This window comes from Microbacterium sp. KU4F, from assembly GCF_056868075.1.
In genome coordinates this window covers 1-26,199 of the sequence record NZ_CP200324.1, presented here as the reverse complement: position 1 = coordinate 26,199, position 26,199 = coordinate 1, and the positions used below count along the sequence as shown (strand labels likewise).

The 26,199-nt window shown below is 70.9% G+C and carries 25 protein-coding genes and 2 pseudogenes; 8 read left to right on the top strand and 19 right to left on the bottom strand.

All coding sequences use genetic code 11. The annotated features are described in order from the left end of the window. Position 1 precedes the first annotated feature (1 nt). The 5 genes and pseudogenes from AC1VNH_RS00135 to AC1VNH_RS00115 form a co-directional block, all read right to left on the bottom strand. The gene (locus AC1VNH_RS00135; protein WP_483109372.1) at positions 2-1,849 is read right to left on the bottom strand and encodes a hypothetical protein; all 1,848 of its coding nucleotides are present in this window, start codon (positions 1,847-1,849) and stop codon (positions 2-4) included. Further along, positions 1,846-4,722, bottom strand: coding sequence for an MMPL family transporter (locus AC1VNH_RS00130; RefSeq protein WP_483109371.1), 2,877 nt, complete (start codon positions 4,720-4,722; stop codon positions 1,846-1,848). The genes AC1VNH_RS00135 and AC1VNH_RS00130 overlap by 4 nt, the downstream gene beginning before the upstream one ends. A gap of 104 nt (positions 4,723-4,826) precedes the next feature. Further along, positions 4,827-7,345: pseudogene (gene pheT, locus AC1VNH_RS00125) on the bottom strand (phenylalanine--tRNA ligase subunit beta). Then, complete coding sequence (gene pheS / locus AC1VNH_RS00120) at positions 7,345-8,391, bottom strand: phenylalanine--tRNA ligase subunit alpha (RefSeq protein ID WP_483109370.1); 1,047 nt, start codon at positions 8,389-8,391, stop codon at positions 7,345-7,347. Before pheS ends, pheT begins: the two are co-directional and overlap by 1 nt. Positions 8,392-8,402: 11 nt before the next feature. Next, the gene (locus AC1VNH_RS00115) at positions 8,403-9,035 is read right to left on the bottom strand and encodes a TetR family transcriptional regulator (RefSeq protein WP_483109369.1); all 633 of its coding nucleotides are present in this window, start codon (positions 9,033-9,035) and stop codon (positions 8,403-8,405) included. A 51-nt stretch (positions 9,036-9,086) separates the two neighbouring features. Here AC1VNH_RS00115 and AC1VNH_RS00110 point away from each other — a divergent pair, with 51 nt between their 5' ends. Genes AC1VNH_RS00110 through AC1VNH_RS00090 form a run of 5 tightly spaced genes read left to right on the top strand, consistent with a single transcriptional unit; the run spans position 9,087 to position 13,176 of the window. Beyond that, positions 9,087-9,692 carry a biotin transporter BioY gene (locus AC1VNH_RS00110; protein ID WP_243227235.1) on the top strand — a complete coding sequence of 202 codons (606 nt, stop codon included), beginning with the start codon at positions 9,087-9,089 and terminating at the stop codon, positions 9,690-9,692. Further along, positions 9,689-10,786, top strand: a complete 1,098-nt coding sequence (locus tag AC1VNH_RS00105; RefSeq protein WP_483109368.1) for a class I adenylate-forming enzyme family protein — start codon at positions 9,689-9,691, stop codon at positions 10,784-10,786. Before AC1VNH_RS00110 ends, AC1VNH_RS00105 begins: the two co-directional genes overlap by 4 nt. Then, positions 10,779-11,903, top strand: coding sequence for a thiolase family protein (locus AC1VNH_RS00100; protein WP_483109367.1), 1,125 nt, complete (start codon positions 10,779-10,781; stop codon positions 11,901-11,903). Before AC1VNH_RS00105 ends, AC1VNH_RS00100 begins: the two co-directional genes overlap by 8 nt. Then, entirely contained in the window at positions 11,900-12,586 is a 687-nt protein-coding gene (locus tag AC1VNH_RS00095) for an energy-coupling factor ABC transporter ATP-binding protein (protein WP_483109366.1), read from the top strand. Before AC1VNH_RS00100 ends, AC1VNH_RS00095 begins: the two co-directional genes overlap by 4 nt. Beyond that, the gene (locus tag AC1VNH_RS00090) at positions 12,580-13,176 is read left to right on the top strand and encodes a CbiQ family ECF transporter T component (protein WP_483109365.1); all 597 of its coding nucleotides are present in this window, start codon (positions 12,580-12,582) and stop codon (positions 13,174-13,176) included. Before AC1VNH_RS00095 ends, AC1VNH_RS00090 begins: the two co-directional genes overlap by 7 nt. A 2-nt stretch (positions 13,177-13,178) precedes the next feature. Here AC1VNH_RS00090 and AC1VNH_RS00085 read toward each other — a convergent pair whose 3' ends face one another. The 8 genes from AC1VNH_RS00085 to infC form a co-directional block, all read right to left on the bottom strand. Next, complete coding sequence (locus AC1VNH_RS00085; RefSeq protein WP_243227230.1) at positions 13,179-14,090, bottom strand: amino acid ABC transporter permease; 912 nt, start codon at positions 14,088-14,090, stop codon at positions 13,179-13,181. Then, positions 14,087-14,734 (bottom strand): amino acid ABC transporter permease, encoded by a 648-nt coding sequence (locus AC1VNH_RS00080; RefSeq protein ID WP_344225733.1) that lies wholly within the window; start codon positions 14,732-14,734, stop codon positions 14,087-14,089. Before AC1VNH_RS00080 ends, AC1VNH_RS00085 begins: the two co-directional genes overlap by 4 nt. 69 nt (positions 14,735-14,803) lie before the next feature. Then, complete coding sequence (locus tag AC1VNH_RS00075) at positions 14,804-15,718, bottom strand: glutamate ABC transporter substrate-binding protein (protein WP_483109364.1); 915 nt, start codon at positions 15,716-15,718, stop codon at positions 14,804-14,806. 49 nt (positions 15,719-15,767) lie between these two features. Next, on the bottom strand, positions 15,768-16,556 hold the full coding sequence (locus AC1VNH_RS00070) for an amino acid ABC transporter ATP-binding protein (RefSeq protein ID WP_483109363.1): 789 nt from the start codon (positions 16,554-16,556) through the stop codon (positions 15,768-15,770). A gap of 91 nt (positions 16,557-16,647) precedes the next feature. Next, the gene (locus AC1VNH_RS00065) at positions 16,648-17,448 is read right to left on the bottom strand and encodes a TrmH family RNA methyltransferase (RefSeq protein ID WP_344225737.1); all 801 of its coding nucleotides are present in this window, start codon (positions 17,446-17,448) and stop codon (positions 16,648-16,650) included. A gap of 76 nt (positions 17,449-17,524) precedes the next feature. Beyond that, positions 17,525-17,911 carry a 50S ribosomal protein L20 gene (gene rplT, locus AC1VNH_RS00060; RefSeq protein ID WP_243227226.1) on the bottom strand — a complete coding sequence of 129 codons (387 nt, stop codon included), beginning with the start codon at positions 17,909-17,911 and terminating at the stop codon, positions 17,525-17,527. Positions 17,912-17,940: 29 nt separating this feature from the next. Next, the gene (gene rpmI / locus AC1VNH_RS00055; protein ID WP_055968051.1) at positions 17,941-18,135 is read right to left on the bottom strand and encodes a 50S ribosomal protein L35; all 195 of its coding nucleotides are present in this window, start codon (positions 18,133-18,135) and stop codon (positions 17,941-17,943) included. Between the two features lie 52 nt (positions 18,136-18,187). Continuing rightward, positions 18,188-18,841, bottom strand: coding sequence for a translation initiation factor IF-3 (gene infC / locus AC1VNH_RS00050; protein WP_243227224.1), 654 nt, complete (start codon positions 18,839-18,841; stop codon positions 18,188-18,190). Between the two features lie 243 nt (positions 18,842-19,084). Between infC and AC1VNH_RS00045 the strand changes: the two genes are divergently transcribed. Beyond that, a complete protein-coding gene (locus AC1VNH_RS00045; RefSeq protein WP_309736596.1) occupies positions 19,085-19,462 on the top strand; it encodes a DUF1844 domain-containing protein in 378 nt (125 codons plus the stop codon). Between the two features lie 15 nt (positions 19,463-19,477). Here the strand turns inward: AC1VNH_RS00045 and AC1VNH_RS00040 are convergent, their stop codons facing one another. The 6 genes and pseudogenes from AC1VNH_RS00040 to AC1VNH_RS00015 form a co-directional block, all read right to left on the bottom strand. After that, positions 19,478-20,254: an SseB family protein gene (locus AC1VNH_RS00040; protein ID WP_483109362.1), complete on the bottom strand. Its 777-nt coding sequence runs from the start codon at positions 20,252-20,254 to the stop codon at positions 19,478-19,480. After that, the gene (gene priA / locus AC1VNH_RS00035) at positions 20,238-20,984 is read right to left on the bottom strand and encodes a bifunctional 1-(5-phosphoribosyl)-5-((5-phosphoribosylamino)methylideneamino)imidazole-4-carboxamide isomerase/phosphoribosylanthranilate isomerase PriA (RefSeq protein ID WP_483109361.1); all 747 of its coding nucleotides are present in this window, start codon (positions 20,982-20,984) and stop codon (positions 20,238-20,240) included. The genes AC1VNH_RS00040 and priA overlap by 17 nt, the downstream gene beginning before the upstream one ends. A 58-nt stretch (positions 20,985-21,042) precedes the next feature. Further along, positions 21,043-21,687 carry an imidazole glycerol phosphate synthase subunit HisH gene (hisH, locus tag AC1VNH_RS00030; protein ID WP_483109360.1) on the bottom strand — a complete coding sequence of 215 codons (645 nt, stop codon included), beginning with the start codon at positions 21,685-21,687 and terminating at the stop codon, positions 21,043-21,045. Continuing rightward, complete coding sequence (hisB, locus tag AC1VNH_RS00025; protein WP_243227220.1) at positions 21,684-22,301, bottom strand: imidazoleglycerol-phosphate dehydratase HisB; 618 nt, start codon at positions 22,299-22,301, stop codon at positions 21,684-21,686. Before hisB ends, hisH begins: the two co-directional genes overlap by 4 nt. Further along, a pseudogene (locus AC1VNH_RS00020) lies at positions 22,298-23,393 on the bottom strand (histidinol-phosphate transaminase). Before AC1VNH_RS00020 ends, hisB begins: the two are co-directional and overlap by 4 nt. Before the next feature lie 19 nt (positions 23,394-23,412). Next, positions 23,413-23,766, bottom strand: a complete 354-nt coding sequence (locus tag AC1VNH_RS00015; protein ID WP_483109359.1) for a LysM peptidoglycan-binding domain-containing protein — start codon at positions 23,764-23,766, stop codon at positions 23,413-23,415. Between the two features lie 249 nt (positions 23,767-24,015). On the opposite strand from AC1VNH_RS00015, the gene lexA reads away from it, so the two are divergent. Beyond that, on the top strand, positions 24,016-24,687 hold the full coding sequence (lexA, locus tag AC1VNH_RS00010; RefSeq protein WP_344225753.1) for a transcriptional repressor LexA: 672 nt from the start codon (positions 24,016-24,018) through the stop codon (positions 24,685-24,687). Positions 24,688-24,890: 203 nt separating this feature from the next. Next, positions 24,891-26,199 (top strand): TolB family protein (locus AC1VNH_RS00005; RefSeq protein ID WP_483109358.1); only part of this gene is annotated, 1,309 nt, incomplete at its 3' end.

The following is a 26,199-nucleotide window of genomic DNA, read 5'->3' as shown; positions in this document are numbered from 1 at the left end:
CTCAGGCGCGAACGAGCACGGATGCGGCCAGCGCACGCGCGCGTGCGCGGCGTATGGCCAGCACTGTGACGAGCGCGCCGACGACGCTCCACAGCACCAACCCGATCGCGGCGTTCAGCACCGCGTGCAGCGAACCTCCCACGAGTGCCTGCGCCCCCTGCAGGGCGAGGCTCAACGGAAGGCCCGCCAGCGGCCCCGTCGCGGCGGGCGTGGTTCCTGGAGCGACCAGCGTGCCCGCCGCGACCACCTGCAGCCCCAGCAGCACGAGCGAGACGACGAGACCGGCGCGCGGCAGGAAGGCGACCAGCCCCTGGTGCACGAGAGCGAACGCGACGGCGGTGACCGCGGTCAGCCCCGCCGCCACCAGCGCGCGCTCGGGCGCCACCCCCGACAGCGCGACGGCACCCCAGACGAGAACGGCCTGCGCGAGCGCGACGGCCACGATGACCGCCGCCGCGGAGCGCGCGAGCCGCACGGCGGATGCGGCGGAGGTCAGCGCTGAACGGGCGAAGGGCAGCAGCGCGAGCATCACGCCGACGGCTCCGATCCACAGCGCCACCGGCCCGAAGACGGCCATCGCCGAGGCGATGCCGCTGCGGGGTCCGGTCGTCGATGTGCTGTCGACGCCGATCGGTCTCGCGACGACCTGGGCGATCTGCTTCTGCTGGTCGGCGTCGTAGCGCGGAATCGCCGCCTGCGCCGAGTCCAGCCCGGCGGCGAGCTGCGCGCTCCCCTGACCCAAGGTCCCCAGCGCCTCGGCGAGCTGGCCGTTTCCCTGCGCGAGTCCGTTCGCCCCGGATGCGGCCGCTCCGAGGGCGTCCGACAATCGGCCGAGGCCGTCAGCCACGGGTCCGCTGACCGCCGAGATCGCGCCGGCACCGACGGCGACCGCCGCAGCCGTCTCCGCATCCCTGCCGAGCGCGTCGGCCTGGCCCGCCAGCAGCGCCGAGACGCCGTCGGCGGCATCCTCCGTGGGAGCGAGCAGGGCCTGGAACTCCTGCTGCTGGGCCGGCGTCAACTGCGCGGAGAAAGCGGCCAGCGCAGCGAGGCGGCCCTGCACATCCTGCTGTGCGGCCTCGGCCACGCCCGCGTCCAGCGCACGCTCCGCCAGACGCAGCGAGAGCTCTCCCGACGCGACGGCCCCCGCTGCAGTGAGCTCGCCGAGGCCTCGCGCGCCCTCAGGCATTTCCGAGACGACGCCGTCCATGCTCCGCAGCCCGTCGGCCAGCTGGCCCGTGTACGTCTGCAGAGCGCCGGCACCGCTCTGCGCCTGAGACAGCCCACCGGTGATGGCGGAGGCGCCCTGGGCCATCTGATCCATGCCGGATCCGATCTGCGACATCGCCGAGAGCGTTCCGGTGACGTACTGCTGGGTGAGCTGGGCGGCGACGCCGGCAGGCAGACTCGCCGACAGCGCCTCGGCGACGATGCCGCCGAGGTAGCCGTGCTGAGTGCTCGTCTGCACCGTCAGCTCGGCCTCCTGCGGCGCGCCGGAGCCGATCGTCGACACGTGCGCCGAGAAGTCGGACGGGATCGTCACGGTGGCGAGCACGTCGCCCTTCGCGAGCGACTCGCTCGCGGTCTGCGCATCCGTGAGCACCCACTTCACGGAGGGGACCGAGGTGATGAGGTTCTCGGTCAGGAGCTTGCCCGCAGCCACCGGTGTGGGTCCGGTCAGGATGGGCGAATCCTGGTTGACCAGCGCCACGGGCGGACGCTCGTCGGTCTGAGGCACCAGGGTCAGGACAATCGCGAGCGGTGCGAGCACCACCAGGACGAGCACGGCGGCGAGCTGCCAGCGCCGCTGGCCGCGAGCGGGGGCCGCGATCAGGCTCCACAACGTCGTCATCGCCGTCCTCCTTCAGAGGTGGCCCGCGCGAGGGCGTCCACACGCACGACCGGTCTCTCCGGCGACGCATCCAGAACGGCTCCGCTGGAGCCGAGGACGAGCGTGGTTCCTGGCTCGATCGCGCTGACCACGATCTGCGCCAGATCCTGCGCACCGGCTCGGTCGCCGAGATCGATCGCCACGAGCGCGAGCCCGCTGGTCGCGGCGACGGCCACATCGGCGGCCCAGCGTTCGGCGTCGTTGAGCTGTCCCATCGGCGTCCTCTCACTCACGTCCCGCGCCGACGTCCCCGACACGACCGCCAGCAGTGCGTCGAAGGTCGCTGCGGCACGGATCACCGCCTCGTGCGCCCGGAGGACACCGACGCCGTCGGCGCGAAGGCTTCGACGCAGGTGCTCCGCCAACGAGCTCGCGTCCGCCCGCTCGGGGGTGGCGGGCACGTACGCGGCGTGCGCGGCCGCCGCCGCCCGTTCGAACGGCAGCAGATACCCGTGGACGACGAGATCGCCCTCGACATCCGCCGTACGCCCGGCGACGGCGGCCACGAAGCGTGCGGCGACCGCGATCGGACCTTCCACCAGCACGACCGCTCCGCGCGGGGCGACGAGATCGGAGACGCCCTCGCCGCCGATGCGCACCCCGTGCGCGAGCACCCCCTCACCGGCGCTCCCGCCGTCCTCACGCCCCGCGAGCCAGGTGCGCTGCGCCCGCATCCGCTCGACCGCCTCGCCCTCGATGTCGGCGTCGGGCAGCAGCCGACCGAGCCACGTCGGCAGCCACCATGCCCGGTGGCCGAGCAGCGCCATGATCGCCGGGATGAGGGTCATCCGCACGACGAAGGCGTCGATCAGCACACCGGCGGCGAGCGCGGTCGCGAGCGGCTGGATGATCGCGTTTCCTCCCGGAACGAACGAGAAGAACACCGAGAACATGATCAGCGCCGCGGCCGTCACGACCCGGGCCGAGGCGCTGAAACCGCCGAGGACGGCACCGTGCGCATCGCCCGTCGTGGCGTAGTGCTCCCGCATCCGTGAGACGAGGAACACGTGGTAGTCCATCGCCAGGCCGAAGAGCACGGCCATCACGAGGATGGGCAGGAAGCTGATGACCGGACCGACCTTCCCCACCCCCAGCAGATCCGCTGCCCAGCCCCATTCGAACACCGCGGAGGCGACCCCGAGGGCGGCGGCGACCGACAGCAGGTAGCCCACCGTGGCCGACAGCGGCACCGCGATCGAGCGGAACATGATCGTCAGCAGCACGAGGCACAGCCCGACCACGACGATGCCGAAGGGCAGCAGCGCTTCGCCCAGCCGATCGGAGATGTCGATCGCCAACGCCGTCTGCCCCGTCACGGCGTATCCGAAGCCGTGCACGGCGGCGAAGGCGGGTTCGTCGTCGCGGAGCGTGCGCACGAGGTCCGTGGTCGCGTCGGAGGAGGGTGAGCTGGCCGGTGTGATGCTGAGCACGGCGAGGTCGACGGCCTCGTTCGTGAAGGCCTTCGAGACGGCCACGACGTCGGGGAGCCCCGAGAAGGCGTCATCGAGCGCGTCGAGCGCGTCCTGCACCTCCAGGGTCCCGGAGATGTCGGCGGTGATCAGCAGCGGGCCGTTGAACCCGGGGCCGAAGCCCTCGTCGAGCAGGTCGTACGCGATTCGCGCCGGCGACGACGGCGGGTCGTATCCCGCATCCGGCAGGGTCAGTCGCAGGCTCAGCGCGGGAGTGGCGATCACCATCAGGGCGATCACGACCACTCCGATCGTGGCCACCGGCGTCCGGGTCGCGAGCCGCACCCAGCCCGCCGGTCGTGAGGAGCCCGTCCTCGGGCGGTGCCGCACCCTGGGACGCACCGCGCGGCCGAGAACCGCGAGCACCGCAGGCAGGAGCGTGACGGCGACCGCCAGCGCGGCCAGCACTGCGCCCGCCGCCCCCAACCCCATGACGGTGAGGAATGGGATCCCCGCCACGGCAAGACCGAGCAGCGCGATCATGACCGTGAGCCCCGCGAACACGACGGCGGTTCCTGCGGTGGCTATCGCGACGGCGATCGACTCGCGCGCATCCATCCCCTCGGCCAGCTGCGCCCTGTGGCGCGAGACGATCAGCAGCGCATAGTCGATGCCCACGGCCAGACCGAGCATGGTCGCGAGCAGCGGCGCCGTGGACGAGACGGGCGCGAAGGCCGCGACGATGAGGATCGAGCTGGACGCGACGGTCACACCGATGACCGCTGTCACCAGCGGGACGCCCGCGGCCACGACGGCGCCGAAGGTGACCGCCAGCACGATGAACGCGATCGCCATGCCGGCGATCTCGGTCCAGTCCACACCGCCCTCCGCGCTCGCCACGAGTCCCGAGTACGCCAGCGTCGCCCCGCCGGATGCGGCGGGCTGCGCGGCCTTCTCGATCGCCGCGACGAGGGTGTCGTCGATGTCGGTGGCGGCGACGCTCAGCTGCACGGTGATGAACGCCATCTCGCCGGTGCGCGAGATCTGCGCGGGCTCCCCTGCGGACGTCGCCGTGGCGCCGGAGGCCGACATCGCGACCGGGCACGTCACTCCCGCCACACCGTCGACCACGGCGAGGTCTTCGCATGCGGTCGCGATCGCATCCGTCTCCGCCGTGATCGTGCTCCCGCTGGGCGCGACGATGACCACGCGCGCGGTCGCACCGCTCAGCTGGGGCAGCCGCTGCTGGAGCTGGTCGAGTGCCTGCTGCGACGGCGTCCCGGGAATCTCGAACGTCGACGTGAGGGTTCCGCCGAGCGCCTGCGACAGGGCCCCTCCGCCGATCGCGACAACGAGCCACGCGGCGATGACCGCCCAGCGGAAGCGCACGGCGAAACGGCCCACGCGGAACAGAAACGATGACATCCCCAGACGCCCTTCCCCCGGCGCGCGCATCACCGCGCGTGCACGTGCTCAGGGTAGCGGCACCGTCTCTGCGCGCCACAGCATGTGACGCGCGGTCGCTGCGCTCAGTCGCGCAGGACGGCTCCGAACCGCTCGGCGGCGATCGCCACGCCCGCGAGCTTCGCGTCGGTCGCCTCCGCCGAGGTCAGCGTGCGATCCTCGGCTCGGAAGCGCAGCGCGAACGTCAGGCTCTTCGATCCCTGATCCACACCCTGGCCGCGGTAGTCGTCCACGAGCCTCGCCGACTCGAGGAGGGCACCGGCTCCGTCCACGAGCGCGGCGCGCACATCCGCGGCAGCGACGTCGGCGGGGACCACGAGTGAGACGTCCTGCGTCGCCGCGGGGTACCCCGACAGCGATGCCGCGACGACGCGCGAACCCGCGATCTCGACGAGGAGGTCGAGGTCCAGTTCGGCGACCGTGATGCGACCCGGCAGATCGGCGGCCTCGGAGACGGCGGGCAGCAGCTCTCCACGTAACCGACGGCGGTGCCTGCGACCGAGACGATGCCGGTGCGACCCGGATGCAAGGCAGCGCGCTGACCCTGCGAGATCGTCACCTCCACACCGGCTGCGGCCGCGATCACGCGGACCGCGTCGAGCGCCTCGCTCAGGCCCGCGGCCTCCGCGGCACGCCCCGGCTGCTTGGGAGCGACGGCGCCCGCCACGAGGACGGCCACGTGGCGGCGCTGCGGCGGGATCGAGCCGTCCAGCTGGGCGAGCGTCGCCGCATCCGGGCGCACCGCCAGCGGTGGGACGAACGAGGTGCCGTACGCGACACCCGGCTCCGGGAGGAAGACGGACCCGGCCTCGAACAGGCTCAGATCCACGAGTCCGCGGGAGACGTTGCGGTGCGCGACCTGGAGCAGGCCCGGCACCAGTGAGCGGCGCAGATACGCCGCCTGGGAGTCGAGCGCGTTGGCGAGCTTGATGCTCGGCAGCGACGACCCGTCGGCGCTGCCGTGGAGGTCGTTCTGCTCGCGGGCGACGAACGGGAAGGAGGGCGTCTCCACGTACCCGGCCGCGGCGAGCGCGTTGGAGACGCGGCGCCGACCCTGCTGGGCCGCGGTCCACCCGCGCCCCGAGGGGGCGACCGGCAGTGCTGAGGGGATGCGGTCGTAGCCCTCGATGCGGGCGACCTCCTCCGCGAGCGTCCACGCGTCCGTCAGGTCGGGACGCCACGTGGGCGCATCGACGAACCATGCCGAGCCGGTGTCGTGCACAGTGGCACCGATCAGTTCGAGGGCGGCGACGATCTGCGCGCGCGTGTAGTCGACGCCGATCAGACCCGACACGAAGTCGTACTCGAGCGCGATCGCCTCTCGCTCCAGCTCCGCCCCGAGCGCGGCACCGGTCGCGTCGGCGGTGCCGCCGGCGTACTGCACCATGAGCTCGACCACACGCTGCGCGGCAGCGTAGGGCACCGCGGGGTCGACGCCGCGCTCGAAACGGCGTGACGCCTCCGACGGCAGCTTGTGGCGCCGGGCGGTACGGGCGATCGAGACCTGGTCGAAGATCGCCGCCTCGATCAGGACGTTCGTGGTGGCATCGCTCATCTCGGTGGCGGCGCCGCCCATGACGCCGGCGAGGCCGATGGGACCCGAGTCGTCGGTGATCAGCAGGTCCTCGGCGTCGAGCGTGCGGACCGTCCCGTCGAGGGTCTCCAGCTTCTCCCCCGCCCGGGCCCGGCGCACGGTGATCCCGCCGGTCAGTTTGTCGAGGTCGTAGCCGTGGATCGGGTTGCCGAGCTCGAGCATGACGTAGTTCGTGATGTCGATCAGGATGCCGAGCGAGCGGATGCCGGCGAGCGTCAGCCGCGTGATCATCCAGGGCGGGGTGGGGCGGGAGGCGTCGACGCCGCGCACGACGCGGGCGACGAACTCCGTGACGCCGGCACGCCCGCGGATCGGGTTCTCGTCGTTCACGGCGAGCGGGAAGCCCGTTCCCGGCTCGTCGATCGGCCGATCGGCGGGATCGCGGAACGCGGCACCGGTGGCGTGCGAGTACTCGCGCGCCGCGCCGCGGATCGAGAGCGCATAGCCGCGATCCGGGGTCACGTTGATGTCGACGGCGATGTCGTCCAGACCCAGCAACGAGATCGCATCGGTTCCGACGGGCGCGTCGATGCCGAGTTCGACGAGGCGGAGGATGCCCGAGTGCTCGCTGCCGAGCCCCAGTTCCTTCGCGGAGGCGATCATGCCGTCGGACACGTGACCGTAGGTCTTGCGCGCCGCGATCGGGAAGGGCCCGGGAAGAACCGCGCCGGGCAGGGTCACGACGACCTTGTCGCCCGGGAAGAAGTTGTGCGCCCCGCAGACGATGCCATGGATGTCGGCCCCGCCGTCGGCCGCCGTCTCGCCCTCGGGCGCGACCCGCACTTGGCACCAGCGGATCGTCTTGCCGTTGGACTGCGGCTCCTCCTCGAAGGAGAGCACCTCGCCCACGACGATCGGTCCCTGCAGCTCGAAGCGGTGGATGTCCTCCTCTTCGAAACCGACCCGCACGAAGGCGGCCAGGACGTCTTCGGGAGATGCCTGGGCCGGAACCTCGACGAACTCACGCAACCACGACAGCGGAACGCGCATCACACCACCATCCCGAACTGCTCGCTGAATCGCACATCGCCCTCGGCCATGTCCCGCATGTCCTGCACGTCGCTGCGGAACATCAGGGTGCGTTCGATACCCATGCCGAAGGCGAACCCGGAGTACTCCTGCGGGTCGATGCCCGCGGCGCGCAGGACGTTGGGGTTGACCATGCCGCAACCGCCCCACTCGATCCATCGGGCACCGCCCTTGAAGGTGGGGTGCCAGAGATCGAGCTCGGCGCTGGGCTCGGTGAACGGGAAGTAGTTGGCGCGGAAGCGCGTCTTCGCCTCCGGTCCGAACAGCTGGCGCGCGACGTGGTCGAGAGTGCCCTTCAGGTGCGCCATGGTGATGCCCTTGTCGATGACGAGTCCTTCGAACTGGCTGAAGACCGGGAGGTGTGTGGCGTCGAACTCGTCGGTGCGGTACACCCGGCCGGGGCAGACGACGTAGATCGGAAGCTCGCGCTCGAGCATCGACCGCACCTGCACGGGGCTCGTGTGGGTACGCATGACGAGGTGGCGATCGACGGGGTCGACGAAGAAGGTGTCCTGCATCTGGCGCGCCGGGTGATCGACGTCGAAGTTGAGCGCGTCGAAGTTGAACCACTCGTGCTCGAGTTCCGGCCCTTCCGCGATCTCCCAGCCCATTCCGACGAAGATGTCGCCGATCTGCTCCTGCAGGAGGGTCAGCGGATGCCGCGCGCCGACGCGCGTGCGGACCGGGATCGCCGTGATGTCGACGCGCTCGGCTTCCAGGCGCGCCGCCGTCTCGGCCGTCTCGATCTCCGCCTCGCGGGCGGCGAGCGCCTGGTTCACGCGGCCTCGGGCCTGACCGACGAGCTTGCCGAACTCGGCCTTGCGCTCGTTCGGGACGTCGCGCAGGCGGGCGTTGAGTCGCGCGAGGGGCGAGCCCTCTCCGGCGTGGGCGCTGCGCGCGGTCTTCAGTGCGGCGGAGTCGGCAGCTGCCGCGATGGCGGCCAGGGCCTCGTCGACCGCGGCGCTCACCGCATCGGGCGTGATCTCGTTCTGGGGTGCGTCGGACACGGTGATCGAGTCTACCGGCGCGCTGGCGGCTCCGAAGCGGCGGCAAGATCCGCCCCGGTGGTGATGAGCGCGAGCGCCGCGGCGAAGGGGTCCGGGCGCCGGCTCGTCACGTCGTCCGGTGTGAGCGCGGCGGCGCGCGCGGCGACTCCGAAGGCGTCTGCGGCGGTGCGCTGCTGCTCGTGGAAGGTGTACCCGACGACGAAGTGCGTGACCGCATCGGCCACGATCTGCGGCGCGTGCCCGGCATCCGGGTAGCGCTCGGCGAGCACGAGGTGCAGGGGCGAGTCCACGAGACCGAGCGCAAGAGAGCTGGACACGACCTCGGCGCCGTCGCGGTGCGCGAGCAGCCGGTCGTGGAGGCGCTCCCCCAGCATCCGGGCCGCCTCACCCAGACCCCCTGCCGCGGTGAGCGCGGCATCAGCGGCTATGGGGGCGAGGATGCGGGCGCTGAGGGCGGCGAGCAGTTCCTGCTTGCTCTCGACGTGCCAGTACAGCGCGCTGGGCTGCACGCCGAGCTCGTCCGCGAGCCGGCGCATCGACAGATCCGGCAGCCCCACGCGATCGAGCAACGCGAGGGCCGCATCCACGACATCCGTCTTCGAGCGACGAGGCGCGCGGGAGGAGTTTGAGCCGTCGGCCACCATGCGGGTACTGTACCTGAACAGTGTTCACATGAACGCCGTTCAGGAGGATCCATGACCGCGCTCGTCCCCTCGGTACGCCGCCGGCTCGACGCCACCGACATCGCCAGAGCCGGCGTCTTCGCCGCCGTCATCGCCGCGCTCGGCGTACCCGGCGCGTTCACCGTGTTCGGCGCAGTGCCCATCACCGCCCAGACGCTCGGGGTCATGCTCGCCGGCGCGATCCTCGGCCCCACCGTCGGGGCGCTCTCGGTCACCGCGGTGCTGGCACTGGTCGCCGCCGGCCTCCCGCTCCTCGCGGGCGGGCGTGGGGGGATCGGGGTCTTCTTCGGGCCCACGGGCGGCTATCTGCTCGGGTGGCTGGTCGGGGTCGTGGTGATCGGTCTGATCGTGCACGCCGCCGGACGCCGGCCGGTCTGGTGGCGCACGTTCCTCGGCACCTTGGTGGGCGGCGTGCTCGTCGTCTACGCCGTCGGCATCCCGGTGCAAGCCCTCGTGCTGCGCATCGGGCTCGGCGAGGCGGCACTGTCGAGCCTCGCGTTCCTGCCGGGCGATCTCCTCAAGGTCGTCGCGACGACCCTGATCGTCGGCACCCTCGTGCGCGGGTATCCACGGGCCTTCCGGCGCCAGTGGCGCGCTCGCCCGACCGCCGCCGCGTGAGCACCTTCGTCGTTCCGGTCGAGGCGCGCGATGCGCTCGCGCGCATCGACCAGCTGAGACCGTCGGGGCGCGTTCTGCTGGTGCTCGATGACCGCTGGCCGCCGGAGGTGCGCGCCGGCATCCTTTCGCTCCTCGCCCGCACGCCCGCGCCCGCCGGCACCCAGTGGGCGGCTCTCACCTCCGGCAGCTCGGCCGCTCCCCGTGTCGTGGTGCGCACGCACACATCCTGGGCGGACTCCTTCCCGGTCGTGGATCGGCTCCTGGGCTCACTTCCCGGAGACGTCGTGCTGCTGCCCGCGCCGCCGAGCTCGTCCCTGACGCTCTTCTCCCTGGCCCACGCGCTGGCCGGCGGCCCCGCACCCGAACTCTCCGCCCGCAGCTCCCGGGCGACCCTGTTCCACGGCACCCCGACCCACTTCGCCGCGGTGCTCGCCTCGGGCGGCGCACCGATGCTGCGCGCTGCGCTCGTGGGAGGGATGACGCTGCCCGCCGACGTCCGCACCGAAGCAGAGTCCCGCGGCATCCGCGTCGTGGAGTACTACGGGGCGGCCGAGCTGTCGTTCGTGGCCTTCGACGACGACGGGCACGGCCTGCGTCCGTTTCCCGGCGTCGAGATCGCGGTGCACGACGGCGTCATCTGGGCCCGCTCCGCGTACACCGCGATCGGGTACCTGGGCGGGCCCGGTCCCCTGCGGCGCGATGGCGCGTGGGCCAGCGTCGGCGACCGCGGGAGGATGGAGGGCGACCGACTGTACGTGGCGGGGCGGGAGGACGACGCCATCCAGACCGCAGGAGCGACTGTCATCCCGTCGGAGATCGAACGAGTCCTACGCACCCTGGACGGCGTCGCGGACGCCGTCGTCGTCGGCATGCCCGCGCCCGGTGTCGGCCGACTCGTGGCCGCCCTCATCGAACCCGTCCGTCCCGGCGCCGTTGACGCGGTGACGCTCCGCGCGGCGGCACGCCGCCTGTTCACGCCGGCCCACCGGCCGCGTCTGTGGTTCGCCGGTACGATTGCCCGCACCTCGTCCGGCAAGATCGCTCGCGCCGAGGTGGAGCGACGACTGGCGTCAGGAGAGGTGCCCCGTGTCTGACGTGCTGATCGTGTCGGCGCGCCGCTCCGCGCTGACGACACGGGGCCGTGCGTTGGCGGGGGTGAGCGCCGACCGCCTGGCCGCACCCGTGCTGCGCGCCGCCGCCGACGACGCCGCGCGCGCGATCGGCGCACCGTTCGAGGTCGCAGATGTCGTCCTCGGCAACTGTCGCGGTCCGGGCGGCAACACCGCCCGCCTCGCCGCATTGGCCGCCGGCTTGGGTGCGCAGACGCCCGGCGCGACGGTGGACCGGCAGTGCGGCAGCGGACTGGCCGCGGTCATCGAGGCCGCGCAGGCGATCGCCGCCGGCGACGAGCGCCCTCGGCTGGCGGGCGGGGTCGAGAGCGCGTCAACGGCCCCCGAACGACGCATCGACGGGATCCCCTTCGAGCGCGCACCGTTCGCGCCGACCGGGTGGCCCGACCCCGACATGATCGACGCCGCCGACGCCCTCGCCCGTCTCGACGGCATCGACCGTGAGCGTCAGGATGCGGCGGCCGCCCGCAGCCACCGACGCGCGACCGACGCGCGGGAATCGGGACGATTCACGGCGGAGATCGTCCCGATCGACGGCGTGAGCACCGATGACGCCGTCGGGGCTGCGCTGACACTGCTCCCCCGCCTGAAGCCCCTGCGTGAGAACGGGACCGTGACGGCGGGCACGGCCACGCGCATCGGCGACGGGGCCGCCGCGGTCGCCCTCGTCAGCGCGTCTCGACATGCACGCCTGCCAGGGCTGCTCGTCCGCGCGCACGCCGTCGTCGGCGTCGACCCGGCCTACCCCGGCCTCGGCGCATCACCGGCCATCGAGGCGGCGCTGGCCGCATCCGGTACAGCGCTCGCGGAAGTCGCGGCGTTCGAGATCGTCGAGGCGTTCGCGGCGCAGTCGCTCGCGGTTCTGGGCCGGCTGGGACTCGCCGACGACGACGCCAGAGTGTGCGCCGACGGCGGGGCGCTGGCGCTCGGGCATCCCTGGGGCGCAAGCGGCGCCGTCGCGCTCGTGCGGCTGTTCTCGCGGCTGGTGCGCGCCGGGCACCCGGCCGGGAGCATCGGTGTCGCCGCCGCATCCGTGGGTGGGGGCATGGGCATCGCGATGGTCGTCGAGGTGGTGAGGTGAACGCCATCCGCCTGGAGCGGCTCGGAGTACGACTCGGCGACGTCGATGTCCTCCGCGACCTCGATCTCGACCTCGATGCCCGCACGGTCGCCGTCGTCGGCGACAACGGATCCGGCAAGTCGACGCTCGCACGTGTGGTCGGCGGACTGGTCCCGCCGACCACCGGAACCGCTGCCGTGCTGGGGCTCGACCCTGTTCGCCACGCGGCCGAGCTCCGTCGCCGCGTGGCGATCGTCTTCAGCAATCCCGACGCGCAGATCGTCATGCCGACCGTCGCCGAAGACGTCGCCTTCTCGCTGCGCGGCGAGAGGACCGGCCGTGCCGAGCGGGCGCACCGGGTGGAGGGCGCGCTGGCCCGATTCGGGCTCTCCGACCTCGGCGACCGATCGGCGCACGATCTCTCGGGAGGGCAGAAGCAGCTCCTGGCACTGTGCGGCGCATTCGTCCGGGAACCGGAACTCGTCGTCGCCGACGAGCCCACCGCCTATCTCGACGGCCGCAACGCCCGGATCGTCGCCGACCATCTCCTCGCGGACACCGGGCATCGTCTGCTGCTCGTGACCCACGACCTCGCCCTCGCCGAGCGCTGCGAGGTGGCCGTGCACGTGTCCCAGGGCCGGGTGGTCGCCGTCGGACCGGCGCGGGACGTGGTGCGCTCGTACGCGACCGGCCTCGGATGCTGAGCCTGTACCGAGCGGGCACCGGACCCTGGCATCGGATGCCGGCCGGTCCCAAGACGCTCCTGCTGCTCGTCCTCGTGCTCGTGGTCTCGCTCCTGCCCGCCACGTGGCTCTCGTGCGCGGTTTCCGCCGGACTCGGCCTGCTCTGCTACGCGGTCCCCGGGACGGGATGGGCACAGCTGGCGCGCCAGGTCTGGGCGCTTCGACTGCTCGTCGTGATGAGCTTCGTCGGGCAGGTGATCTTCCTCGGCGTGGAAACGGCGACGATCGGCACGGTGCGCATCGTCGCCGCCGTCGTCCTGGCAGCTCTGCTCGCCCTCACGACCCCCGTGACAGCACTGCTGGCGGTCTTCGAACGTGCGCTGGCACCCCTGCGCCTCATCGGCCGGGATCCGAGCCGGGCCGCCCTCCTTCTGGTCGTGGCCTTCGGCGCCGTTCCCACCCTCATCCGCCTCGCGCATCAGGTTCGTGAGGCGCAGCGCGCCCGAGGCGCGGGTCGCGGCATCCGCTGCTTCGTCGTGCCGTTCCTCGTCGTCGCCCTCAAACACGCCGACGAACTCGGCGAGGCGTTGACCGCGCGCGGCGTGCGCTGAGCTCAGAGGGCGCTCGAGTCGTACTTCCCGGCACCTCGCTGCGCCGCGATCACCTCCGTGTCGGTCGTCGCCCGACCCAACGCCCCTGCCTGCGGCCCCCGCCCCGCACGCTGCGAGGAACGCATCCGGACCTCGACCCACTTGGCGATGCCCGCGAGCACGAGACACAGGGCGATGTAGATCGCCGCCGCCACCATTCCCGCTTGCAGGATCGGTCGGTCGTACTGCGCCTGCGTGCCGATCAGCCGGGCGTAGTAGAGCAGCTCGTTGTACGTGATGATGTAGCCGAGCGCCGTGTCCTTCAGCGTGACGACGAGCTGCGCGACGATCACCGGGAGCATCGCCCGGACGGCCTGCGGGAGCAGGATGAGGCGCATCACGCCGGCCTTGCGCAGCCCCAGCGCGTATCCCGCCTCGCTCTGTCCGCGCGGCAGCGATTCGACGCCGGCGCGGATGACCTCGGCGAGCACGGAGCCGTTGTACACGGCGAGTGCGATCACGACGGCCCAGTATGCCTCGAGGCGCACGCCCACGACGGGAAGCCCGTAGTACAGCAGCATCATGAGGATCAGCACGGGCACCGCGCGGAACAGCTCGATGATGGCCGTGGCCGGCCAGCGCACCCAGGCGTGATCGGACATGCGCCCCAGCGACAGGACGAATCCGAGGACGACGGAAGCCACGGCGGCGGCGGCGAACGCGGCGAGCGTGCGCCCGGTGGCCGCGAGGATCTGCTCCCACACGGTCGTGAAGGTGAAGATGTACCACTTCTCGGCGGAGAACTGACCGGTCTCGATGAATCGATAGACGACGAAACCGCCGAGGCCGAGGATGACGAGCACGGTGATGACGCCGATGATCCGGTTGCGGATGATCGCACGACGACCGGGCAGATCGTACAGAACGGAACTCATCGCGCCACCCTCCATCGGTTCTCGAGTCGTCGCTGGACGAGTGAGAGCGCCAGCACCATCACCACGAAGATCGCTGCGACCCACAACAGCACCACGAGCGCGTTCTCGCCCCGCTCGCTGAGGTTCGCGCGGATGACTCCGAGTTCCGCGACCGAGAAGCCTGCGGCGATGGTCGTGTTCTTGAGCAGCGCGATGAGCACGCTCATCATGGGCGGCACCACAGAGCGGAACGCCTGCGGCATGATCACGAGCGTCATCACCTGCCCGAACGTCAGCCCGAGCGCCCGGGCGGCTTCCGCCTGGCCGACCGGCACCGTGTTGATGCCGGAGCGCAGGACCTCGGCCACGTACGTGGCCGTGTAGATGCCGAGTGCCCAGATCGCGAGCACCGTGTAGCCCGGATTCGGCAGATCCAGCGCCGGGTATCCGAAGGCGAAGAAGAAGAAGATGACCGTGAGCGGGGTGTTGCGCACGATGTTCACGTACACCGTCCCGACGGCGCGCGCGATCGGCACCGGGGAGACGCGCATCGCGCCCACGAGCGTGCCCAGCACGAGCGCGATGGCCGCACCCGCGAAGAAGAGCAGCAACGTGTTGCGCAGTGCGACACCCCAGATGTCGAGATTGTCGACGATCACGTTCATCTCAGAGGTCCTTACCGTGATCCGGCGAGGGCGGCCCCGCCGGGGAGACCGCCCTCACCTCAGGGTCTGTCAGCTGACTGCGTCGACCGCGGGCTGCTCGACGGTGATCCCCGACGCGCCGAGGTTCTTGTCGAAGATGGCCTGCCAGATGTCGCCGCCGTCGGTGAACATCTCGTTGATGTGCTCAAGCAGGACGGTGTCGCCCTTCTCGAGGCCGACGCCGTAGCGCTCCTCGCTGAACGGCTCACCGACGACCTTGAGCTCGTCCGGGTACAGGGCCGCGTAGCCGATGAGGATCGCCTGGTCGGTGGTGACCGCATCCACCTGGCCGTTCAGCAGCGCCTCGACGCAGGCCGAGTAGACGTCGAACTCGGTCGTGGGCACGCCCGGGAAGTTCGCCTTGATGTTCTGGATCGGCGTGGACCCGGTGGCCGAGCACACGTTGGTGTCGGGGCCGAGGTCCGCCTCGCTGGCGATGTCGCTGTCGCTGGCGACGAGCAGACCCTGGCCCGTGATGAAGTAGGGGCCGGCGAAGTCGATCTGCTCCTTGCGCTTGTCGGTGATCGAGTAGGTGCCGACGTAGTAGTCGATGTCGCCGTTCACGATCGCCTGCTCGCGGTTCGCCGAGGCGATGGGCTGGAAGGTGATGTCTTCCTCGCCGTACCCGAGGGATGCGGCGATCCACCGGGCGATGTCGATGTCGAAGCCGGTGCGCTCGTTGGTCGTGACGTCGAGGAAGCCGAGTCCCGGCTGGTCCTCCTTGACGCCGACGATCACGCCGCCGCGCTCGGTGATGCGGTCGAAGGTGGGGCTGCCCTCGAGCGAGACGTCGCTGGCGGTCTCGAACCAGACCGAGCTCTCGTCGGTGCCTTCCGAGCCGCCGGCGGCACCGCCGGGGGTCGGCGATCCGCTGTTGCACGCCGTGAGGCCGAGGGCGGCGACGGCCGCGAGTCCCAGAAGGGCGGTCAGTCGTGTGGTGCGCATTTCTCTCTCCTTGCTGTGGGGGGATTGGTGCGGGAAGAACGTGCGGGGGTCAGTGGGTGATGAGCTTCGAGAGGAAGTCCTTCGCCCTCTCGCTCTTGGGCGCGGTGAAGAAGGCGTCGGGCGCGGCCTCTTCGACGATGCGCCCGTCGGCCATGAAGACGACACGGTCGGCGGCCTTGCGCGCGAAACCCATCTCGTGCGTCACGACGATCATGGTCATGCCCGACTCGGCGAGCGAGGTCATGACATCGAGGACCTCGTTGATCATCTCGGGGTCCAGGGCGCTGGTGGGCTCGTCGAAGAGCATGACCTTCGGCGTCATGGCAAGGGCACGGGCGATCGCGACGCGCTGCTGCTGTCCGCCGGAGAGCTGGGCGGGGAGCTTGTTCGCCTGGTGCGCGACGCCGACGCGCTCGAGAAGCGTCTTCGCCTCGCGCTCGGCATCCGCCTTCTTCATGCCCTTGACCTTGATCGGGCCGAGTGTGACGTTCTCGAGGATCGTGAGGTGCGAGAAGAGGTTGAACGACTGGAAGACCATGCCGACGTCTGCGCGGAGGGCGGCGAGCTGCTTGCCCTCGCTCGGCAGCTTCTCGCCGTCGATCGTGATGGTGCCGCTCGTGATCGTCTCGAGCCGGTTGATGGTGCGGCACAGCGTCGACTTACCGGAACCGGACGGCCCGATCACCACGACGACCTCACCGCGGTTGACGGTCAGGTCGATATCGGTGAGGGCCTGGAAGTCGCCGTAGTGCTTCTGAACGTCGCTGAGGACGACCAAAGGGTCGCCGCGACGCACGGTGATGTTCGAAGTCGGGGGCGCGGCATCCGAAGGCGTCATCTGGACAGACTATGAATCGCCCCAGCGCGCAACCCGACCTCTTGACGGATCTCTCACCGACTTCTAACGTTCGCCCGGTCCGGGCGAGGCGTCAGCTGCGCTGTGCGAAGGCGGATTCGTAGAGGCACACGCTCGCGGCGGTTGCGAGGTTGAGGGACTCCGCGCTGCCGTAGATCGGCAGCCGCAGCGCCGCATCCGCGAGCTCGAGCGCCGAATCCTCCAGGCCCCGTGCCTCGTTGCCGAACAGCCACGCCGTCGGCTGGGCGAGCAGGCCCGCCGCGCGCGCGTCGAGGAGGTCCTCCCCCTTGACGTCCGCCGCGACGACGCGGAGCCCCGCGGTGCGGATGGCGCTGACGGCGGTCTCCAGCTCGCCGGCACGGGCGAGCGCGATGTGGAAGAGGGAGCCGGTGGTCGCGCGGACCACCTTCGGGTTGTAGGGATCCACCGTGCGCCCGGTCAGCACGACCGCGTCGGCGCCCGCCGCGTCGGCCGCGCGGATGATGGTTCCGAGGTTGCCGGGATCGCGCACCTCCTCGCAGATGGCGAGCAGGCGAGGCCCGGCTGCCAGCACGTCGCGCAGCGACGTCGGGAACTGGCGGGCGACGGCGACGATCCCCTGCGGCGTGACGGTGTCCGCCATCGCCTCGAGCACCGGCTCGGCCGTGTACTCGATCTCGAGACCTGCCTCCGCCGCGGCATCTCGCAGGTCCTGGTGTCGCTCGAGGGCGGTCGGGGTCGCGAACAGCTCCACGATGCTCTCGGGTCGGAAGGCGAGGGCTTCGCGCACCGCCTGCGGGCCCTCGAGAAGGAACAGGCCCGTCTCGTCGCGGGCAGCCCGCTTGGCGAGTTTGGCGACGGCGCGAACGCGTGGGGATCGGGGATTCTCCAGCACGTTCCCAGTCTAGGGTGACGCGGGTACGCCGAAGGGGCGCCCTCCGTGAGGAGGACGCCCCTTCGGGGTGTTCTGCTTACGCCGAGGCCTTGGCGGCGTTGACGTCGGACGGCAGAGCCGCCTTCGCCGTCGCCACGAGCGACGCGAACGTGGCGGGCTCGTTCACGGCGAGCTCGGCCAGGATGCGGCGGTCGACCTGCACACCCGCGAGGCCGAGGCCCTGGATGAAGCGGTTGTAGGTGATGCCGTTCTGGCGGGCAGCGGCGTTGATGCGCTGGATCCAGAGGCGGCGGAAGTCGCCCTTGCGCTTGCGACGGTCACGGTACGCGTAGACCAGCGAGTGGGTGACCTGCTCCTTGGCCTTGCGGTACAGGCGCGAACGCTGACCGCGGTAACCGGAGGCGCGCTCGAGGATGACGCGACGCTTCTTGTGGGCGTTTACTGCCCGCTTGACTCTAGCCATTTCTTTCCCTTACTTACGTGCGTCGGCGATCAGAGGCCGAGGAGCTTCTTGGCCTGCTTGGCGTCACCGGGAGCCAGGACCTGCTCCTGGTTCAGACGACGGGTGCGACGGCTCGACTTGCCCTCGAGGTTGTGACGCATGCCCGCCTGCTGCTTCATGAGCTTGCCGCTTCCGGTCAGCTTGAAGCGCTTCTTGGCACCCGAGTGGGTCTTCTGCTTCGGCATCTTCTCTTCCTTCGTTGTGACTCCCGCGTGGCGCGGGATCAGGTGTGTGGCCTTATTCGGCCGCGTCTGCGGTGGCAGGCTCCGGGGCATCCCCGGTGCGTGCCTGACGGGCGGCTTCCTTGTTCGCCGCGCGCTGAGCGTTCTGCTCCGCCTTCGCCTCGGACTTGTTCTTGTGCGGGGCGACCACCATGACCATGTTGCGTCCGTCGATCGTGGGGTTGGACTCCACGGTGCCGAACTCGGCGACGTCCTCTGCGAACTTGCGCAGCAGACGCACACCCTGCTCGGGACGCGACTGCTCGCGCCCGCGGAACAGGATCATCGCCTTGACCTTGTCGCCGGCCTGCAGGAAGCCCTCGGCGCGCTTGAGCTTGGTGATGTAGTCGTGAGCTTCGATCTTCAGGCGGAAACGCACCTCTTTGAGGACGGTGTTGGCCTGATTGCGACGCGCTTCCTTGGCCTTCTGCGCAGCCTCGTACTTGAACTTGCCGTAGTCCATGATCTTGACCACGGGGGGCTTCGAGTTCGGGGCCACCTCGACGAGATCGAGGTCGGCCTCTTGGGCCAGGCGCAGCGCCACCTCGATGCGGACGACGCCGACCTGCTCACCCGCGGGTCCGACGAGGCGGACCTCGGGAACGCGGATGCGGTCGTTGGTGCGGGGATCGCTGATGCGGAACTCCTCTGACGTAGCGGATGGGGCCACCGGGATGTCGACGACATTCCCGGGCGGAAGAAGACCACGCCACCCGGCACGACGCGAAGCGCCGGCTTTCTCGCACCCTGACTGCCCCCCTCAGGAGGAGGCGGAGTGCAATGACCCGGTAGCCTGGAGCGGCAAGCGCGGGTGGGATGTGATCCTCTTTCGATCGGAGCAGATGCTCCGGTGCTCGCCCACTTTAGCAGAAAGAGCAACGTGGACTCGACTCCGTACGACCAGGCCGCCGACATCGACGCGCAGGCTCGCGCCAACCAGGAGCGCTGGGAGCGTCAGGAGGCCGCGGCTACTGCCGCATCCCGCGACATCGCGGACGTGCCCGCGGTGGAGGTCATCACCACCACCGCCGTGCACCTGCTCAGCGCCGCGGCCGTCAAGGTGGGCCTCGCCGACGACCCCGAGACGCAGACCGACCTCGACGAGGCGCGCAAGCTCATCAACGCCCTCGCGGGTCTCATCACGGCCGGAGCGCCGGAGATCAGCGATATGCACGCGCGATCACTGCGCGACGGACTGCGCTCGGTGCAGCTCGCGTTCCGCGAGGCATCGGTGATCCCGGACCCGATCGGCAAGGGTCCGGGCGAGAAGTGGACGGGCCCGGTCACCTGAGCGGATGCGGTCGGCTCAGCGCGACCGGCGGAGCTTGACCGTCAACGAGTCGACGAGCACCGCGATGCGGTCATCGACCGACCAGCGGCGGGCGAGGCGGGCCAGGACCGCGTCGAGCTGCTCCTTGTCGAGACCATCGACCAAGAGCAGCTCGACGATCAGCTCCGGACCGCGCAGACGCGCATCGGGGTCGCCCGCGGCGACCGAGAGGTCGAGCACGGCGAGCTCGCCGCCGATGCTCTCCTGCAGCCCCGCGAAGACCTCGGGCGACACCGGACTCGGCTCCCACGCGTGCCCCTGACCGATCGCCCAGACGGCGGGCCGGCGCAGCACGAACTCCGTGGGAGAGCCGGGATCGATCACGATCAGATCGGTGTCGTCGTCGGCGGCCGCGAGTGCGGTGCGGACGCCGTCGGCGGGCACGGGCCTCGCCGACCGGTCCCACCGGGCCATGGTCTCCACGGAGCTGAACACCGGAAGGACGCGGCGTCCGTCGGGTCCGGCGACCGTGACGATCGACAGCTCCTGCGTCTTGTCCACGCGCAGCCCGTTCGGGGCTGTGCCCTCCTCCCCCTTCTCGGCGATGAGGGGAATCAGCAAGCGCGCGTGGCGATAGGCGTCGACGACGGCGACGGCGTCGCCCTCGCCCGCGCGGAACGCGGTCAGCGCAGCGAGCAGCCTCGCATCCGCGGAGCCGTCGTCACCCGCGTGGGTGTTCGGCTGAAAGCGGCGCCCCTCCCAGGGAATGCCCGCGGAGTCGTGTCCGCAGCTCGCGTCAGCGCCCTGCGACATCCAGCGCCTCGGCCAGCGTGAACGCGCCGGCGTAGAGGGCCTTGCCCACGATGGCGCCCTCGACGCCCAGCGGCACCAGCTCGCGAAGCGCGGCGATGTCGTCGAGGCTCGAGATCCCGCCCGAGGCGACGACCGGCTTGGGGGTGCGCGTCGTGACCTCGCGCAGCAGTTCCACGTTCGGACCGCGCAGGGTTCCGTCCTTGGTGACGTCCGTCACGACGTAGCGGCTGCAGCCCGCATCCTCCAGGCGGTCGAGCACGGCCCAGAGGTCGCCGCCCTCGCGGGTCCACCCGCGAGCGGCGAGGGTCGTTCCCCGCACGTCCAGGCCGACGGCGACGGCCTCGCCGTAGCGGCCGATGACGTCGGCCGCCCACTCGGGGTTCTCCAGTGCCGCCGTGCCGAGGTTGATGCGCGCGGCGCCCGACTCGAGGGCGGCGTTGAGGCTCTCGTCGTCGCGGATCCCGCCCGACAGCTCGACCTGCACGCCCTTGACCTGCTTGATGACGCGACGCATCACGGCCGCATTGTTGCCGCGGCCGAACGCCGCGTCGAGGTCGACGAGATGGATCCACTGCGCGCCCTGCCGCGCCCACTCGACGGCGGCGTCGACCGGGTCGCCGTAGCTGGTCTCGCTGCCGGCCTCGCCCTGGGTGAGGCGGACGGCCTTCCCGTCGGCGACATCGACCGCAGGCAGAAGGATGAGTTCAGGGGTGGACGCGAAATCGTTCATGGCTCCTCGTGCGCTCGCGCACCCGGCGGATCCCCGGTGTGCGGCACGAGGTAAGAGACTACTGGGGTCGCAGCGTGCTGATCCAATTGGAGAGCAGACGGATGCCCGCAGCACCCGACTTCTCGGGGTGGAACTGCGTCGCGCTGAGCGGCCCGTTCTCCACGGCGGCGAGGAACGGGGAGCCGTGCGTGCTCCACGTGAGCACCGGTTCGGCGAACGGCGCCTGCGGCGGCATCGTCCACTGCTGCGCTGCGAAGGAGTGGACGAAGTAAAAGCGCTCGTCCTCCAGCCCCGCGAAAAGGCGCGAGCCCGCCTCCGGCGAGACCGTGTTCCAGCCCATGTGCGGCAGCACGGGGGCGTCGAGCTCGGTGACCGTTCCGGGCCACTCCCCCAACCCGTCGGTCGCGTCCCCGCGTTCGACGCCGTGCTCGAAGAGCACCTGCATGCCGACGCAGATGCCCAGGACGGCACGTCCTCCGGCCAAGCGCCGGCCGATCAGCTCGTCGCCCTTGCTGGCCCGCAGGGCCTCTGCCACCGCTCGGAACGCCCCCACACCCGGTACGAGCAGGCCGTCTGCATCCTGGATGAGGCCGCGGTCGGCAGTCAGCCGCGCGTCGGCGCCGGCAGCGGCCAGCGCCTTGACGGCGGAGTGGACGTTGCCCGAGCCGTAGTCGAGGACCGCGACGAGCGGCTCGTCGGTCACAGGGCGCCCTTCGTGCTGGGAATGCCGTCGACGAGCGGGTCGAGCGCCTTGGCCTGGCGGAAGGCGCGCGCGAACGCCTTGAACTCCGCCTCGGCGATGTGGTGCGGGTCGCGACCGCCGAGCACGCGGACGTGCACCGTGAGCGCCGCGTTGTAGGCGATCGCCTCGAACGCGTGTCGCACGAGGGAACCGGTGAAGTGGCCGCCGATCAGGTGGAAGGCGTACCCCTCGGGCTCACCGTCGTGGACGAGGTAGGGGCGACCGCTGATGTCGACGACCGCCTGTGCGAGCGCCTCGTCCAGGGGCACGAGCGCGTCGCCGTAGCGCGCGATACCGCTCTTGTCCCCCAGCGCGGCGCGGATGGCCTGACCGAGCACGATCGAGACATCCTCCACGGTGTGGTGCGCGTCGATGTGGGTATCACCCGTGGCCCGCACCGTCAGATCGGTGAGGGAGTGCTTGGCGAACGCCGTCAACAGGTGGTCGAAGAACGGAACGCTCGTCGAGATCGAGCTCTTCCCGGTGCCGTCGAGGTCGAGCGAGAGCTCGATCTGCGACTCACTCGTGGCCCGGCTGAGCTCGGCAGTGCGGTGAGGGACGGGCTGCGCGGTCATGCCTGCGAGTCTATCGACGCCATGGCAGCCAGGAACGCGGTCGTCTCGGCCTCGGTTCCCGCGGTGACACGCAGGTGCCCGGGGATGCCGACGTCGCGGATGAGGACGCCGCGCTCGAAGAGCGCCTGCCACACAGCCGCGGGGTCGGTGACGCCGCCGAACAGCACGAAGTTGGTCCACGATTCGTGCGGGCGGTACCCCATCGCGGTCAGCTCGCGACTGATGCGATCGCGCTGGGCGACGATCTCGTCGACCATGCCGAGCATCGTGTCGGCGTGACGCAGCGCCGCCTCCGCCGCCGCCTGGGTCAGCGCGCTGAGGTGGTAGGGCAGCCGCACCAGACGAAGAGCGTCGACGACGGCGGGATCGGCGGCGAGGTAGCCCACGCGCGCACCCGCGAAGGCGAACGCCTTGCTCATCGTGCGGGAAACGACGAGCCGCTCGCGCCCGGGCAGGAGAGAGGTCGCCGACACGGTGCCCCGCGGGGCGAACTCCTGATACGCCTCGTCCACGATGACGATGCCGCGGCTGGCGGCGTACACCGCCTCGATGACGTCGAGCGTCATCGGCGTGCCGGTGGGATTGTTCGGCGCGCAGAGGAAGATCACGTCCGGGTCCGCCTGACGCACCTGCTCCGCGGCGGATGAGGCACTCAGGCTGTAGTCGTCGGCACGTGTCCCGGCGACCCAGCTTCGCCCCCGTCGCCCGGGTCAGCAGGGGATACATCGAGTACGTGGGGGCAAAGCCGAAGGCCGTGCGCCCCGGACCCGCGAACGCCTGCAGGACGTGCTGCAGCACCTCGTTGGATCCGTTCGCCGCCCAGATCTGCTCCGCCGTCAGCCCGCCGCCCAGATATCGGGCGAACGCCTCGCGCAAGTGCGTGAACTCGCGGTCGGGATAGCGGTTGACCTGTTCGAGAGCGGCACCGATCGACGCGAGGATGTCGGCCGCCACGTCAGCCGGGACGGGATGCGTGTTCTCGTTGACGTTCAACGCCACCGGAAGCGGCGCCTGGGGGGCACCGTAGGGCTTGAGCCCGCGCAGGTCGTCGCGGATCGGCAAATCATCGAGGCTGATGGTCACGCGGTCCATCGTAGAACCGCGCAGCGCCTCACTCGCCCGAGGTGTACTCCGCCGGGATCGCCAGACGCTGACCAGCGCTCACCTGCGCACCCGGCAGGGTGTTGAGCCGCATGATCGCGTCGACGACGTCACGCGGGTCGTCCTGCGGCGCGACCTCCTCCGCGATCGACCACAGCGACTCCCCGGCCATCACCGTCACCATCTCGAACGAGCCGGCGGCTGCGTTGGGCTCGCGGGAGGCGAGCGCGGATCCACCGCTGATCACACCGACGGCCACCGCCGCGACGACGGGCAGAGCGACGAGCCAGGCGAGCACCCGACGACCGCGCGCGGTCAGGCGCAGGCGGGTGGCGACGGGGGCGGCGAACTCGATCGTGCTCATGACGACTCCTTCAGGACGGGAAGAGATTCGTACCCGACCCTCCGACCGGGAGGGCCGGGTACGAACTTCTCTTCCGAAGCTATCTTCGATTTACGGTACTGTCAAGCGATCGCACAACCGGCTGAGTTTCGAAGACGACACGCCCTGTCCAAGGACTGGATCACCGCCGATTCCCGCTACGGTTTGGCTGAGGACACCGAATCACCGACCTCCGACATTCGAACGGAGCAGACCCGACGGGAGCGCCGTATGGCCACCAACCAGAAGCCGCAGACCCGCCGGCGCAAGAGCCTCAGCGACAAGCAGCTCGCGATCCTCGAGGTCATCCAGCACTCGATCGCACGCCACGGTTACCCGCCGAGCATGCGCGAGATCGGAGACGCGGTCGGGCTGAAGTCGCTCTCGAGCGTCACTCACCAGCTCAACCAGCTGGAGCTCTCCGGCTACCTGCGGCGCGACCCCGGCAAGACGCGCGCCATGGAGGTCCTGATCGACCTGCCGGGCACCGCCACGGAGAACCCGGCCGATGCGGCCCCCGCCGTGGGCGACGCCGCACTGGTCCCTCTCGTGGGTCGGATCGCGGCGGGCGTGCCGATCACGGCCGACCAGCACGTCGAAGAGATCTTCCCGCTGCCTCGCCAGCTCGTGGGCAAGGGCGACCTGTTCATGCTGAAGGTGTCGGGAGACTCGATGATCGACGCCGCGATCTGCGACGGCGATTGGGTCGTGGTGCGTTCGCAGCCGACGGCGGACAACGGCGACATCGTCGCCGCGATGCTCGACGGAGAGGCGACCGTGAAGACGTTCCGGCGCCGTGACGGACACGTGTGGCTGCTGCCGCGCAACACGGCCTTCGAGCCGATCCTGGGCGACGACGCCGTCGTCCTCGGAAAGGTCGTCGCGCTGATGCGCGCCGTCTGACCTCTTCGACTCCCCCTCCTTCCGCTGGGCTGTCGGCGGGCCGCCGCGTAGCGTGGAGACATGACCGCCTCCAGCTCTACGGTTCCTGGCCGTCCCCCATCTCAGCCGCCGACGTCGCTGGCGCCGCGATCCGTTTCGACGGCGCGCGTTTCGTCGGCGACGAGATCTGGTGGGCCCAGTCGGTGCCGGACGAGGGCGGGCGGATGGCGGTTCGCCGCCGTCAGGGGGACGGGCGGACCGTCGACGTCCTCTCCGCGCCCTGGAGTGCACGCTCGCGCGTGCACGAGTACGGCGGCGGCGCTTGGTGCGCCACCGATGACGGTCGGCTGCTCTTCGTGGAGGGCAGCGACCAGCGCGTGTACGCGCTCGATGACGACGGCGCCCCGATGCCGCTCACACCCGGGGAGGACGACACGGCGTTCGGCGGCCTCGTGTGGGCCGCGGGGCGTCTGATCGCAGTGCGGGAGCGCACGGCAGCCGCCGGAGGGGAACGAGCCGTCGTGGAGATCGCGCTGGACGGCTCCGGCGCGCGCGTCGTCGCCGACGGTGATGCCTTCGTCGCCCAGCCCGCACTGTCCCCTGACGGTCGCCATCTCGCCTGGGTCGGCTGGAATCACCCCGACCTGCCCTGGGACCGCACCCGCCTGCGCGTCGGGCGGCTGCGCGACGGCGTGGTCGTCGATGCGATGAGCGTGACGGACGGCGCGGCGTCGGCCCTCCAACCGGTGTGGAGCGGTTCCGACGAACTGCTGTACCTCGACGACGCGTCCGGCCGGTGGCAGGTGCGGCGCGTGCGCCCGGACACCGGCGAGCACAGCACCCTCACCCACGACGACGCCGACACCGGCGGCGCGCTGTGGACGCTCGGGATGCGGTGGTTCGCCCCGCTCGAGGACGGACGGATCGTCGCGGTGCGCACCAACGGCGAGGACACTGTCGTGGTGATCGACCCCGCCGACGGCACGACCCGCTCCGTCGGCATCGACGGCGCGTCCCAGAGCTTTCTCGAGGACGCGCACGGCACGCGTTTCCTGATCACGACGGCTTCCGCGTCCGCCCCGCTCGGGCTCTGGCTCGTGGATGCGGACGGCGTCGCGGAGCCGGAGCGGCTGGCGGGCGACGACCTGTCCGCTCTCGAGCGGTGGTTGCCCGCGCCCGTCCGACTGACCGCGGAGGGATCCCGCGGTCCCGTGCACGCCTACTTCTACCCGCCGACCCACCCGGAGCTACGCGGACCCGACGACGAGCTCGCCCCCTGCCTCGTGTGGGTGCACGGCGGACCGACCGCCCATGTGGGACCCGCCGCGTCCCGCAAGATTGCCTTCTTCACGAGCCGGGGCATCGGAGTGCTCGATGTCAACTACTCCGGATCGACCGGCTACGGGCGCGCCTACCGTGAGCGGCTGCGCGGCCAATGGGGCGTCGCCGACGTAGACGACGTGATCGCGGCGGCCCGACATCTCGCCGCGGCCGGCCTCGCAGACCCGGACCGCCTCGCGATCGAGGGAGGCC